This is a genomic window from Lysobacter gummosus (genome assembly GCF_001442805.1).
Classification (GTDB): Bacteria; Pseudomonadota; Gammaproteobacteria; order Xanthomonadales; family Xanthomonadaceae; genus Lysobacter; species Lysobacter gummosus.
In genome coordinates this window covers 293,441-309,200 of sequence record NZ_CP011131.1, presented here as the reverse complement: position 1 = coordinate 309,200, position 15,760 = coordinate 293,441, and the positions used below count along the sequence as shown (strand labels likewise).

Genomic DNA, 15,760 nt, shown 5'->3' with positions numbered 1-15,760 from the left:
GACACGAGCACTATGCTATCCGCCCAGCACTATCTCCAGCCCTTCTCAAGCGCAACATTAAGATCCGTTGCCGAAACGACCTCCATGCCCGCCAGCCTGTCCAATACTTGATGAATTATCGATCGTATATTTGGATCGATACTGCTCATGTACTCAAGCAAAGCCGTGTCGAATACGACGTTAGGGTCCGAGCCAGTCTCGCCTGCTTGGCGTCGGGCCCTGTAAAGAAACTGAGTCCAATGCATCACCTTCTCATCCTCACTCCATCCAGCATATTCCTGGGGGAACATGAGCTTGTCGAGTGCGTCATCGACTACATCGACGATGGCGCGCATGATCGGCACGAACACAATTTGTTCACACTCCAATACTCTCTGCTGACTCTCAGGATCGCAAATCGCATAGGTCTCATAGAGACAATCCGTGCTTTCTTCTAAACGAAAACCTTTTATGATCGAAAAACCGCGAACCATGAATCCAAGTTTTTGCGGGGCTGGGAGCATCTTCTCACGCTCTGCGCGTTCAAGAGACCGCCCAAGCTCCGCTGAAAATTCATTTTCGCGCTGTTTTCCGAGGGATCGATTACGCGTCCAAAAAATATAGTTCCCGGAATCAGGCAAAGCATATGCCTTGATGAAATCGTCGACCTCAACGATCGCCTTGACTTCAGCGGGCAGACTGGCAAAGGGAATTCGTTCGCGCATAGCCATCAGCGCTTTTCCTCCAGAATCATGCGTCCGTTACTATCATAGCCCGTGATTTCAAACCTATTGCCAGGAAGAATCACAGCCTCGCTAGTATACCGAGTCTTGCCGACCTTATCATTGTAATGCACGCCAAACGCTAGATCAGAAATATTCCGAGCTCGCGAGGTATGTATTACAACGTTTCTACTCCCGTTGTAGGCTTCTTTTATATCAGGGCCGGTAGACCAGAAGTCAGACGTCACCGTCCGCCCTTCTTTGAATACATTGTCAAAATCTGCAAGACCCTGAGGCTCGACTCGAAAGCCTCTGAATTCCAAATCAGATGCCGGGGGCATTTTCCTCAGTCCACTTTTGAGAAGATCCGCCAATGCATTCGCTTGCGGCGTTCCTCCCGTACGTATGGCCTTGTTGAGATCCCAATAGAACAAATTCGTCGTGTATCCGAAGATCACGTGACCTTCGTCGGGAGTAAGACCGTATTTCTCAACTGCGTTGCCGATTAAACGCTCGTAGTCAGCGCCTTTCGCCCCGAGATCCGCATAGTAGGCCCCGATGTCATCGGGACTCCTCCCGGTAAAGTTTGCGACCAGATCAACATAGTTTGGGGCTTCAGATAATCCGACCTCAGCGACATGCACAGCTCGTACCGACGATCTGGCAGCACCCGGGGCCTTGCCAGCTTTCGCGAGGCCTGCGGCTTCACCAAGCAAAACGGTGGCGATCTCAAATATGGAACCACCCATCACCTCTTGATTACTGAGCGTAAAGTGCGGGACCTGCGGTGTTCCATAGCCAAAGAAAGACCCAATTTGCCACGTTGGAGCTATGTCAAACCCAAGCTGGGCAAAATCGGCGAGTAAATTGATACCTGCCTTTTGATAGCCCACATACTTGTCGGCAATCGTGCCCGGTTGAGCGCGATCTCCCACAGCCATTGTATATGGGAGCTGACTACGCTTGATCGCGTCAGTATTCCAGTATGGTATGCGCCGTCTATTCGTCGTCATCAGCCTATCACCAAACTCGCTGCTCCCGAATTCGGTATCCGCATAGGCATTCCAAATACTGTCACCAAGCGCGTTGATTCGGTCGGCCCCCATGTCCCAGAGCGCAGTCATATCGCCATTGAGCAACCGTTTCTCGTAAGCGGATAACGGCTCGATGGGCACTGAGCGCCTCGCACTACCAGGAAGTGCCGACGACCTGGGCCTGTACTCATAGTTGCTATGTAGCGTTTTGCCATCCAGCAACCAATTGAAGAGCCTGTTCTCGGCTGCCTGAGCGTCCATACGTGCGGCCGCGGCTCGAGCTCTGGCTTCTGCGGTCGCCCATTTCCGATCAAAATCCCGTTCTATTCGCGCATTACCACGTGCGCGTCCTTGCTCCGACCGAGCCTGCAGCCCCCCATCTAGATTGGCCTGCATCCTCGCCATTGCATAATCACTGGTAGCCGCGAGATTAGCCTCACCAATAGCCGCCATATCGGCTTGTATTCCTAGCTCGCTACGAGCCACCGAAGCGTCGAACTCAGCTTGCTGACGTGCTGCAGCGCTTTCGGCAATGCTATTGCCTATCGTGCTCCCAAGTACGTCCAAGCCCATCTGGGCAAGCGCGCCGCCTGACAGATTGCCGCGGGCAGCAGCACTCACCACACCCGCAATGGCATTGCTGGTGAAACCACGAACAGCGGTCCTACCCCAATCCGCCTTTGTGACACTCCTCATGTAAGCGGGGTCTTGAAGCATGTCACCCCATTGCTGATCGCCATACTGAGCGCGCCCCACTGCTTGACTGATGCCATAGCTCACACCGGCACCGATCGCCGAGATTGCGACGCCCTTCCAGTCGAAGCCTTTCTGCTCGCCAGCAAGAATGTTGACACCCTGGCTTGCAACACTATTGATCGCTCCCGTAGCCATCGCCCCGCCCCACGCGGGCAACTTATCCAGAACCCTAGCCACAGGCCCCAGATTGGTTACGCCTGCGGTGACGAACGCACTCGCCGCGGCAAGCCCGACCTGCTTCCAGCTGAATTTGTCCTGCACTCCACCCGCGATCAAGACGCCCTGGCTTGCGATGGAACCAACCGCCGCGCCCAGCGCCAAGTAACCTGCGCCGGCCTGCAGCCCCACTCCCATCGCGGCGCCGAAGCCGAAAGCACTGCCGCCAGCACCGGCCATCAAACCGCTCGCTGCGCCCGCCGTGTAGATGGTGACCACGACCGCGACGATGATCGCCAGTATTTGTACAAACCCACCACACCCCTTCTTAGCAGCCGGCGGCGGCGGCGGTTCCGGCACGGTCGGGCTGGTATTGCCCATCGCCGAACCCGCGTCATACGGTTTGAACGTACTCGCGTTGTTATGGATGTTGGTGACCTTGTTCGGCACCGTCAGCACGGTGTTCGGAATCAAGGGCTGGTTCGGAGCCAGGCCGTTGGCGTCGGCCAGCAGGTACCACATCGCCGAGTCGCCCCACAGCGCAGCGGCAATGCCTTGCAGTGTGTCGCCGGCCTTGATGATGTAACTGCCCGGCGCCGCGGTCGGGTACAGACTGTTGATCGGCAGGTAGTTCTCATCGAAGTCGGCGCCGGCGACCGGAGTGAAGCGCTTGTGGCGTTCGTCGTTCTGGGCGCCGGACTTAACCTCGTTCTGTGCCAGTTCCTTGGCGTAGTCGATGCGGTCGATACCGTCGTTGCCGACGTTGCCGACTTGGCGGTCGTCGAAGAGGTAGTAGCTGTGGAAGCGGTTCTGGGTGCCGGAGGTGAAGGTGCCGTCCGGGTTCATCTCGGAGCCGAGCAGCTCATCGCGCTGCAGAATGCGGCCTTCGCCATCGGTCTGATAGACGAACGCGCGCTTGCCATCGACGTCGCGGGCGGTCTTGATCCGTCCCTGCGCGTCGTACTCGAACAAGGAGAAGCCCGCGGCCCAGCCCGGCCTGTCCTCGTTACTGGGCTGTACTTCGATCTTTGATTGCTTGGCGCTGTCGAACCACTCGTAGGTATAGGTCGTCTTGAGCGTGGTCGCTTCGCCGTAGGTCTCGGTGAAATCGACCGTGCCGTCGGCCTGACGATACGTGACGGTGCCCTTGTTCTCTAGGTTGTCGTTCTCCTGCATCAGCAGGCTGTCGTTGTCCCAGACGCGACTGGTGCTCGTCTTGAGCACACCGCTGGCGTCGTACTCGTAGTAATCGCCGACCCGGCCGGCCAGATCGTTGACGCGGCGCGCTCGCAACACGTCGTCGATGACGGTGTCGGTGAGGTAGCCGCGCTGGTCGTAGCTGTAGCGTTCGGTATGGCCGTCTCGAGCGTACCGGGCCATGCCGCGCTGGTTGGCCGCGTCGTAGCCCAATGCAACGCCGTCGCCGCCGACGCCCTCCCACACCTTCACGCTTTCGTCGTTGGCGGTGGCGCCGCGCGTTTGATTGTCGGCACCCAGTTGCCCCATGGTGACGATGAACCGGTTCATGTTGTCGTAGCGATACCAGTAGTCCTGCTTGCTGACCGCTCCGTTCAAGCCGTCGTGGTAGACCGACTTCATGTGGATGCGGTTGCCCTGCGCGTCGTATTCGTACTCGATGACGTAGCGCGGGTCGATCACCTTGACCAGGCGATTGAGCTCGTCGTAGGTCGCCTCGGACTGCTGGAAGGCCCAGTCGCCGCCGCGTGTGGTGAAGCCCTCGAAGGTGCGGTTGCCGTTCTTGTCGTACTCGTAATAGGCCTGGATTCCGCTGACCTGATCGGCCATGCGCTTGATCAGGCCGTTGCCGTAGTACTCGTACACGGTCGTGCCCGAGCGCGCCAACAAGCCGGCGAGGTTGTAGTCGTAGACGAAGGTGTTGCCGCCGAAGTCCACGTGCGACAGCTTGCGGCCCGAGACATCGACCACGTCGGTCGACGTCTTGCTGTTGGCGAGCACCGTAACCTTGCGCCACGCGCCGCGGCCGTTGTTGGCCTGCGCGTCCCAGGTGGCCGAGTAAGTGGTGGTGCGTCCGGCCGCGGTGACCACGCGGTTGACTTCGCCTTCGATGTCGAAGTCGGTGGTGGTGGCGCCCAACTGGCTGCTGGTATGGCGGATACGCCGATCGAGTTCATCGTAGGCGTAACTGTCGATGATCTGCGCTTCGTTCTCCGCCTTCGGCCGTTCGATCCAGATCAGACGATTGTTGAGATCGTAGCCATAACCGGTGCGGCGGCCGACTTCGTCGATCACCACGCGTTGATTGCCGAACACGTCCAACTGGAAGCGCTTGGAACCGCCGTCGGCATGCCACTCGCCGATCAAGGTCGGCTTGGCGGCGCCGTAGGTCCAGGCCTGCGTGGTCAGGTTGCCGTTGGCGTCGCGATAGGCGACGACGCTGCCGGCCAGATCGTAGACGTACTGGATGAAGGTGGCATAGCGTTCCTGGAAGCCGTTGGCGCGGGTGATCCAGGCTTCCGGATCGGTCTTGCGCACCATCTTGCCCAGCGTGTTGTAGATCAACGTGGTGGCGTTGCCGCGGCCGTCGGTCTCGTTGGCGATCTCGCCGAAGGCGTTATAGCTCTGGTAGCGATGGATCAGATTCGCCGACGGCTGGATGGTGCCGAACTCCCAGCGCACTTCGCTGGCTGGCCGGTCCAGATCGGGCCAAAAGTAGCCGGTATTACGCACCAAGCTCTGGCCGGCGCCGGGGTTCTGCGCGTCGGCCAAGGTGCGGAATACGTCGTAGAAGTACTCGTAGGTGGACTCCTTGATCAGGTCCAGGCTGTCCCAGCGGAACTTGCCGTCGGCGCCGCGCAGAATCACCACTTCCGTGAAGGCCGCGGCGATGTTGCCCTCGGGCCGATAGTGCAGCACCAGCACTTGGCCTTCGGGCTGCTTCGGATCGAGGTTCAGCGTGAACAGATGCTTGTCGAGCTTGAGGACCGGTTTGAAATTCGTGCGCTGCGGGCCGACCTGGATCGTGCCGGTGATGTCGTAGACGTGCGGCGGAACGACCAGGTTGTCGGTCAGGCTCAACCGCAACGTGTAGTCGCGCACGCCGTCGCCGACTTCGGCAAGAATCTCCGGCGCGATCGCCCAAGCCGGGGTGAGCACGCCGTTGACGATGCTCAGGTTCGAAGCGGATGCGACCACGCGACTGCCGTCGAGCACCTGCAGATTGAGCGAAGAAGCGTTCGGCGGCAGATTGGTCAGGGTAATGACCGCGGCGTTGCTGGCGAAGTCCAGGTTCACCGACGGAGCCGCGCCGATGCTGACATCGCCATCGATGGTCTCGATGACCACGCCATCGCCATCGCGAAGCTTCAACTTGACTTCGTAGTCGCCGCTCATGCCGCTGGTGTTCCAGCGGAAGCTGCCCGGCGTTGCCGACGGCGGCTGGCTCGGCAACGCGGTGGTGCCCGCCCACGGGTCCTGGCTGCCCTTGCGGCGGTACTCGACGATGGCGCTGCTGGGCACGACGCCGTTGCGCGTACGCACGGTGGTCATGTCCAGGCCGTCGGTGGTCCAGATGAAATTGCCCACACCGTTGGCGCGGAAGGCCGCCGAGTAAGCGCCTTCGTTGTCCGGCAAGCGAGTGATGCCGCCGCCGTTGCCGGCGACGAACTGGTAGCGCTCGCGACGGACCAGCACGCCGTTGTTTTGCTCGGCGACGTACAACATTTCGTAGGCCTGTCCCGCCACAAGGCCATTGGGATCGACGAAGACCTTGTCGTTGGTGCGGCTTAGCGGCAGGGTCTGGAAAGCCCCGTTCGAACCCATCGGGCGCACATAGACCTGTGGGCTGATGTCGGTGCGGACCGCCTCGCTCGGTAGCACTACGCCGCCTTGAGTGCCTTCGGGCAACTGCGCGGTTTCTTTGATGAGCTGCGGCAGCAAAGTGAAGTACTTGTCTGAACCAGCGTTGGCAAAAGCGAAGTTCCACCTATGCTCGTCGTAAACCGGCCACTGGATGACGGTGCCATCGACCTCGACCGGGGTATAGCTGACTTTGCTGATCAGTATTTCTTCGTTCGTGGACTTCTTGACCACGTACACCTGCAAATAGGCGCCGATCCGATGCGGATTACGGTCGAAGAACCGCCCAAGCAGCGAGCCTTCGCCATCGATCGCATCCTGGGTGTTAAAATTAAGCGATACCGTGCCAGTGCCAAGGCTGTACACCTCCTTGGGAAAGCCCAGCGGAGGCGGTATAGCCACGACTTTCAGATCGTACTGGCCAAAGATCGCAGTCAAGTCGGGAACATCTACCGTTACGGTGACGTCCATGTACTCGACGTTGTAGGAGTTGCCCAGTCTCAGTGCGCCGGAGGCGTTGTAGCTGAGCTCGACGCCCGTCGTCGACGGCTGCGACACAATACTGCCGTTGACCTCGCCCATCTGCGGCACCTGCCGCTCGCCACCGATGCGGCCACCCACGCCCACGGCGATTTCGCCCGGCCGGGTCGGATTGACGGTGATCGGCTTCAGCCCCAGGCGCTCGCCCTCGGCGCTCATCGCCGCCTGGATCACCTGCACCGCGTTGTTGCGCTTGTCGTACAGCGTCAGAGTGCTGAACAACCCTTGCTTCTGCTCTTGCGCCAGACTCCTGATGGTCTCCAGATTCCACTGGGCTTGCGACAGATCGACCGACGGTGACTCGATCTTGACCACGGCATTGCCGTTGCGATCGTAGGCGAACAAACGGGTGACGCCGCCGTCCATATTGCCCTTGGACATACGACCGGCGCGGTCGTACTCGGCGACCTCCTGCCAACCGCTCGGCCCGGTACCGCGACCGGTCACATCGCCGAACAGGTTGTAACCGGTGCGGCGCTCGACGCTGCGAGTACCGTCGCTGCCGACGGTGACGCGGCTAATTTCACGGTTGTTTTCGTCGAAGCTCAACTGCACGGTCTCAGTGCGTTGCCCGCCGGCCGAGTCGGTACGCAGATAGCTCATGCTGGTCATGTTGCCGACCACGTCGTAACCAAAGCGCGTGGTGTAGTTCATCGCATTGGTCTTGGACAGCAGGCGACCGCCCGAGCCATAGACGTAGCTGGTGACCTGATCGCCATCGTTACCGGCGCCGCGACGAGTCTCCTTCAGCACCAGGTTCAAACCGTTGTAGCTGTACTCGGTGCGCGCGGTCACGTAGCGGCCCGCGTAATCGACGAAGCCCGGCAGGATCGCCGCGGTGTTGCGGCCGATCTTGTCGTACTCCCAACCGAACACACTGCCGTTGGCGTCGGTGCGCTTGAGAAGGTTGCCGGCGGCGTCGTAGGCGTAGACCGTAGTCGCGGTGCCGTTGTCGATCTGCGTCAGCCCGCCAGTACCGGTATCGACGACGCCATAATCGACATTGAGTCGCGATTCGCTCAGGCGCCGGCCCATTTTGTCGTAGGTGTAGACGGTGACGCGATCGTTCTCCGCATCGGTCGGCCAGCCGGCGATGATCTGCTCAGCCGATTCGTTGCCCGCGGGCGTGGCCGGACGCTGGGCATACCGGGTCTCGGTCAGCACATTGCCTTCGGCGTCGCGATCCCACTTGACCGCATAACCTTCGCCGTCGATCTCCAGGCGCTTCTGGCCTAGCGCGTTGTAATAGGTCTGGGTGAGATTGCCGTTGCCGTCGCGGTGCTCGACCAGACGGCCACCCAGATCGTAGGTCCATGTCTCGACGATGTCGCCTGCATCGATGTGGTAAGTCTGCTTGGTCGGATCGCTGGAATCGGGACCGATTCCGCCATACAGCACGTTCATCACCCGCGACCCGATGCGGCGGCCGTTGGCGTCGTAGCTGAATCGCGTCTCGCGCACTTGATCGGGCTTGCCGGTCGCCGGGTTGATCGGCGCCGACGGCAACGCCCAGCCGACCGGCAACGCGACGGGGTTCTCGAACGCGCGCGTGCGAATCAGATTGCCGGCGGCATCGAACTCGTTGAGCGTCAACAGGCCATTGCTGTCAACTTGGCCGACCTGACGGTTATTGGCATCGTAGTAGTAGACCGTGCGCGCGTTGTTGGCGCCGATCTTTTCGATCATATTGCCGCGGGTGTCATATTTTATTTTCTCGACCGCTATGGTTTCACCCCAAACGACCGCCACGTCTACCCTAGTGGATACCTTGCGATTCAAGCCGTCGTAAGAAAAATAGGTATCGCGTGAATCGGCGCTTTCGCCTCCTTCCGACAGGCGAGTCAGGTTGTCATGCGCGTCGTACTGATAGTAGTTGACGACAAAATCCGGCGCCCCCCCGACACGGGCCGCCGCAGTGACCGGAAGCCGTTCGCTAAGAAGGCGACCGAGCCTGTCGTACGAGTAGTGGGTCGTGCCACCCAGCTTGTTGGTAAACCGGGTACGTTTGCCGAAGCCGTAGTGGTCATATGCATACGTTTCGACATGCGACTGTGCATCGGTGACCTGTACCAGTCGGCCGGCGAGGTCATACTCCATCTGCGTAGTTGCCACCGCTCCCGCAGGCGTGGACGGCACACCGTGGGCGGGGAAGTTGTAATCGATCCGCTCGAAGTATCGGTGGACCTTGCTGGCGTTACCTTGGAAATCGTACTCAGTACGGGTCAGGTAGCCTTCCGGATCGACCTGATGGGTTACGCGTCCGAGCGCGTCGTAGAAGAACAAGCCGGCCCGGCCCATCGCGTCGACAACTCGGATCACATTGCCAAAACCGTCGTAATCACGCGCGACCGTGCCGCCATGCGGGTCGATGGATTCGACAAGACGTCCGCTGACGTCGTAGTTCGAACGGCTGGTATACCGCGCCAGTAACGCCGTCTTCTGCGCGGCGCTCAGGTCCGCCGCGCGTAGGGCAGCTCCCGTTTCGTTCCTATAGCCCAGCGAATATCGCTGGTCCAACGCCCACGCCGAATCGGATTCGGCCAACTCTACGCCACGTGGATCGATGCTGGCGACGACTTGACCGAAGGCGTTGTAAACAAAGCGTTTACGCGATGCCTCGGCCGTATCGGCCGCGGAAGCTTCCTCCACCAACTGCCCGACCGCATCGTAGCTGCGGCGCGTCACGACCTGTTCAGCGGTACCCCAAGCCGCGAATTCGGCGATCACCTGGCCTAGGCCGTCACGCTGATAATGGCGCACGCCGCCGATCGCATCGATGGTGTCGGACAAACGGCCCGCCGCGTCGTAGCGATACTGGGTGGTCTTACTCGTGCTGCCCTCTGAAGTGAGGAATACCCGCAAGTCGGCGACGGCGGTGTCCAGCGTTACCGGAGGATTGCTCGCGCCCCACCCTCGATCGTAACGCGAGGAAGATATCGCGCGCCCCACCGCGTCGTATCCAGTTTCGGTGAATCGATCCGAGGCGTCGTAGCTGAGAACATTCCGCCCAGCCGCATCGTAGAACCACATCGTGGTCTGGTTGGTGTAACGCGCTTCTTCGAACCCGTACAAAGCGCTCCAGGCAGCCATTCCCTGCATCGTATAGGCGCTGGGCCGCTTCGATTCCGAAGCCAGATGCAGAAAGAGAGTGCTCATCCGGCGATTACCAGCGGCATCGTAGGTATGACGCGTAGCGCGGCCACCGGAATCCACCTGCCAAATCACCCGGCTGGCTGCATCGTAGATCCAGTGCTCTTCAGCGGTCGCATTTGTGGCTTGGCCTGCAGCCCAGGCGTCCAGCAACTGTAACGTCGTCGCCGACGCAGCCGGATACTCGGTGACAAAGCGAGCACGCTCGATCAAATTGCCATTGGCATCGTACTTGTTGCGGGTGACGAAGCGCCCCGCGTCGATCTGGAACACCGCGCGTCCGGCCGCATCGTAGATCGTCTGGGTCTGACGATCCTTCGCGTGCATCACCGAAGTCTGTTCCGACAGCAGACCGGAAACTGTCTGCGCCGTTATGTTGGTCCAGGAAGATATCGCGAAGGCATAAGCAATCGTGCGGACGATGTTGTTCGAGGCGTCGTAAACAAACTCGGTAACGTAACCCTGACTGTCGATGGCGTAGCGCAGGCGGCCGTCGGCATCGAAGATTTGCTGAGTCGTCCGGTCAACGCCGGTCTGCGGCTGCAATCGAGCCTGGATCTCGGCCAACGTGACCTTCAGGCCCAAACCGGTCAGGTCGATCGGCTTGGCGAATTGGGTGACACCCAGGAAACGTCCCAAGACGCGATCGATATCGCGGCGCTGGACCGCACCTGTCGCGTCGATGGTCAGTAGCAGTTCGCTGTTGCGATCGTAGACATAGCGCGTCACCTGGCCGTTGGCATCGGTGCTCGCCACGACCATGTCGGCCGCATCGTAGGTGTAACGCGTGGTCAGCGCCAAGCCGTTCGGGTCGAGGATCGTCGCCGTGCGGCGGCCGCCCTTGTCGTACTCATAACGGGTAACCACGGCCGCCGCGGTTCCGGCGCCTTCCGTGGTCTGCACCGTCTGACCGAGCGCGTCGTATTCGAACGTGGTGGTCAGGTTCAAGCGGCCGTCGCCGGCATCGACCACGACCGCGACCTTCTGGCCATTGAGGTCGTAACGCGTCTCGGAGACCGTGCCGAGTGGATCGGTGATGCGGACCAGCTGGCCTTTAGCGTCGTACTCGTACTTGGTTTTGATCGCCAGACCGGTCGGATCGAAGGTACGGGTCAACACGCGGCCGACCGCGTCGTACTCGAAAGTGCTCTTGACACCACGGGCATCGGTGGTCTCGATCACCTGCCCGGCCTGGTCGTAACGGGTAGAGACAGTGCCGGCCGGATCGGTGGAGCGAATCAGGCGACCGTCGAGATCGTACTCGTAAGTGGTGCTATTGCCGCGGCCATCGATCAGCTCAACGACTTGGCCGAACTCATTATAGCGGGTCTTGGTCTGTACGCCTTCGGCGGTAGTGACCTGGATCTCGCGATTGAACGCGGTGTAGCTGTAGGTCGTAAAGGTCTGCACGCCCGGCGAGGTGAATTCGCCACGCGTAAGCACATTGCCGAAGGCATCGTAGCTCAGAAAATAGTTGGATGTATCCGAATCACGATCCTTGACATTAAGCACCTGACCTCGGCGGTCGTAGGATTTTGATACGACGTTCTTCAGAGCGCCATCGGCGCCTTGCACATAGCGGGTGACCACCCGGCCGAAAGCATCGTAGTTATTGGTGGTGCGTAGCTTCAGTTGGTTGCCGCTGCCGGCAGAGTCCTCGATGACATTGACTTCGCGGCCGGCGCGATCGTAGTTATGATCGGTCTCGATCAGCTTGGATTGGCTGCGCCCAAAATCGCTCCAACGCGTCACTGTATCGATCGCACCGAAGGTGGTGTATGTGCGATCGGTGTATGCGCCCAACGCATCGATCGTGCGCGACAGCAGTCCGGTCACCGCATAGCTCAGCGTGGTGCGACTGGCCTTGTCGTTGTCCAGCGCGGCGATCGCGTCGCGCTCGCTCTGGCTCATCTGACCGCCGTGCATCTGGCCCAGCGACAGCGAGGTCAGGCGCAAGGCGTAGACGATGCTCTGCGAGACTTCGCCGAAAACGTTGTAGCGCTGTTCGGTCACTTCGCCGGCTGCGCTGACCGTGTGCGTCAAGCGGCCCTGCGCGTCGTAGTAGAACAAGGTCGAGCGATCTAACGCATCGATCATCGCGGTGCGATGGCCGGCGGTATCGTACTGATAACGCACGCCCCAATCGGCCCAGATCGCGTCCACAGCGGACTGCGTCGGATTTGCGCCGAGCGCCTGCAGCGCCTTGACGCCTTCGCCGCTGAGTTGGGCGGTCAGACGGCCCTGCAGATCGAAGCGGTATTGTGCCTTGCGGTCGGCACGGTTCTCCGCGATCAGATTACCCTGACTGTCGTATGCATATCGCGATTCGACATTTCCGCTGGACGAGAATTCGGTCTTGCTCAGCAGACGTCCGTCGGTGTCGTAGGTAAAGCTGGTTTTCTCCAGCACGCCGGGCAATGTGACATCGAGCGAATCGGGGAATACCGGCCATTCGCTCTGCGGATCCGGCGTCGACCAGACGGCCAGCAGATCGCCATACGCTGCCACCTCGCCGGAAGGATACTGCTGCACGGTGGAAGAGCCGGGCGACGTCCAGTTCGAATGCCCGCCCGCATCGAAAGAAACTCCGGAGAATTCAGCCGCATTGATCCATACGCTGCTGCCGGTGGAGATAATGAATTCCAAGCGAACGTCGTGATTTCTTTCACGTGCGACATTAGCGGAAAAGTTGTAAGTCTTGTAGGTGGCGCTGTCCAGGGTGACGGTCGCAGCCAGCGCGTTATCGACCCAAACCTTGACTTGCGGGAAACCACCGAAGGTCTCCATGCGCGCGTTGAACGAGCCATTGAGTGTGCGAGTGCCCTTCAGCGAAGCTTCCGAGACCCGTTCGCCGCGGATTCGCTGAGTTACATGTCCCTGCGCGTCGTATTCGTAGCGGGTGAGGTAACGTTCGCCGTCGATCTGCGAAATCAGCAATCCGCGGCTGTCGTAGTTGAAATAAGTATGGATATCTAGCGCGCTGGTCGTCGGCCGCAACTGATCCAAGGTGCCCGCGTCGAGCAGGTTCTCGTTCGCGGACTGCCAGTAAGTGATGGTTTTGACTTTGCGTCCGGCGCCGTCGTACTTAGTTTCGGTAAAACCGCCCGTGCCGTCCATGACGCCGATCAGAAGTCCATCGGCGCTGTAGTAATAGCGCGTGATCAGATCTGTCGGAGGCGAGGGGAAGGCCGAGACCGCGTTCGCCGAGGTCGGATTCGCACGGAACGTGGTCATATTCACGCGGATGTCGTAAACCCGCGAACGAATCAGCCGCGATGCCGCATCGTAGGTGTACTCGGTCAGTGCGCCGTCGGCGCCGACCGTCTTGAACAGACGACCGGCTGAATCGTAAAACCGCCACTCATTGCGATCATTGACCGCATCCACCGCCGGCTTCACCCCCGCATTCGCCAAGGTCAGCGCAACCGTCTGCCCACTCACCGTCGTGGTCTGCTTCGGCTTGCCGCTGCCGTCGATCAGCGACGCCAGGCCGGCGGCGCTCACCGCATTGGCGTAGCGCGTGGTCTTGATGACCTGATTATTCGCGTCGTAGAGATACTCGGTCAGCGCGCCCGCCGAATCGATCTCTGCCACTCGCCGGCCGGCTTCGTCGTACAGCACATGCGTCTTCGCGCCCAGCGCGTCTTCGGTCATACGCAGACGGCCGTCGGCGTCGTAGTGGTAGCGCACTTGCGACAGCACCGTGCCGCCGCTGCCGGACTCGGCCAGCGCGATCAATTCGCCGGCGTGGTTGTAGGTCGAGGTACGGACCAGTCCGTTGCTGAAGCTGACGATGGTGCGGCGCTGGGCGTCGTCGTATTGGGTGAGCGTGATGCTGTCGTTGAACGCGGTCGCGCTCAGCACGCGGCCCAGGCCGTCGTAGGTGAATTGTTCGACGTCGGGGTTGCCGATCGGGCCGGCGTAGTGCTGCAACAGGCGGCCTTGCTCGTCGTAGACGTAGCGGCTCTGGATCGTCTTGTCGTCGGTCACGCCGCTGCCGTCGGCGGCCAGCGTGCCGTATCGGGTCACGCTGCTGACGTTGCCGCGGAAGTCGTAGGCGGTGTCGGTGCGTTCGCCGATGCGCGCGTTCGCGCCGACCCAGCTGACCACCGCGGCTTCGCTGAAGTCGCTGCCGGTGTACTTTCCTTCGGAATAGGTCAGCAGGCCGGTCTGTTGGCCGGCGGCGTTGTAACGCAGCTCGGTCACCCGGCCTTCGGCGCTGATCTTGAAACGCAGGTGCTGCTCGGCGTCGTAGACGTAACGCGTCGTCGCGGTGACCGTGTTCGGGCCGGACACGGTTTCGCTGAGCAACTGGTTGTCGCTGCCGAAGGTGCGCTCGACGATCGTGCCGATCGCGTCTTCCTGCTTGATCAGGTTGCCGGCCGCATCGTAGGTGTACTTCACCTCGTTATTGAGACCGTCGCGGATGGTCGCGACCTGGCCGTCGGCGTTGTAGGTGAACACCTGGGTCTGGCGCACGCCGGCCACCGCCGGGCTGCTGGTCTGCAGCAAGCGGCCTTGGTCGTCGTAGCTCAGGATCGTGTCCTGGCCCAGCGGATCGGTGATCGTGGTGCGGCGGTTGGCGACGTCGTAGCTCAGCGTGGTCGTGCGCAGCACGCCGGTGTCGCTGGTCTGGGCGATGCTGGCGACGCGGTAATCGCTGCCGACCAGCTGATAGGTGAAAGCGACCTTGGCGCCGTCGGACTGGGTGATCGAGGCGATGCGCGCGCTGCTGCCGTCGTAGGCGTAGGTGCTGGTGAAGACCTTGCCGTCGCTGACGCTGTTGTCGTCCGGGCTCAGGTCCAGGGTCACCGTGCTCAGGCGGCCGCTGCCGTCGTAGCTGTAGCGCACCGCGGTGGAGGTCTGGGGGCCGGCGCCGTTCTGGGTGACGGTGCGGACCTTGCTCAGACGGTTGGAGCCGTCGTAGTCGAGAATCGTCGTCTCGCCGGCGGCGGTCGCCACCTGGCTGAGCGAGCCGGCGGCGTTGTAGCTGTACTGCACGGCGTTGCCGTCGCGATCGACGCTTTCGAACAGCCGGCCGTTCTTCGTGGCGTCATAGCGTTCGATCAGCTGGCTGCCGCCCTGGGTCCAGGTCCAGCGCTGGGTGCCGCCGTCCCAGGCCAGGGTGTCGCGGGTGCCGGCGCCGGAAGTCGCCACGTACAGCGAACGCGCCGTGTCCCAGGCGTAAGTGGTGCGGCTGCCGTCCCAGTCGGTGCGCGTGACCGTGCTGCCGGCCGTGTTGACCGTGCCGGTCAGCCCGTTGACCTGCTTGCTGGTGCCCGAGCGCCAAGCCTCGCCGACCAGCTGCGCCTGGCTGTTGTAGGCCCGGTACAGCTCGGCGTCCACGCCGCGGCCGAGCAGCCATTGGTCGCGGTCGCGCAGGATCAGGTTGCCGGTCGCGGCGTTGACGAACACCTGTTCGCCGCTCTTGCCGAAGCCCGCGCTGCCGACCTGCCCCCTGCCGCCGAGTCCCAGCGCCGAAGACGACTGCAGACCCAGACCATTCCCTGTGACGATCGCGACCATGTGCCTATCCGTTCCGTTGTTGCCGCAGCTCTTGCGGCTCTCAATGGACTTCTCGGCACT

The 15,760-nt window shown here is 61.1% G+C and carries 2 protein-coding genes; both read right to left on the bottom strand.

From position 1 onward, the window contains the following. Window positions 1-29 precede the first annotated feature (29 nt). Complete coding sequence (locus LG3211_RS25315; protein WP_148648693.1) at window positions 30-710, bottom strand: hypothetical protein; 681 nt, start codon at window positions 708-710, stop codon at window positions 30-32. Next, on the bottom strand, window positions 710-15,700 hold the full coding sequence (locus LG3211_RS01220; protein ID WP_057941248.1) for a hypothetical protein: 14,991 nt from the start codon (window positions 15,698-15,700) through the stop codon (window positions 710-712). The genes LG3211_RS25315 and LG3211_RS01220 overlap by 1 nt, the downstream gene beginning before the upstream one ends. Window positions 15,701-15,760: the final 60 nt, after the last annotated feature.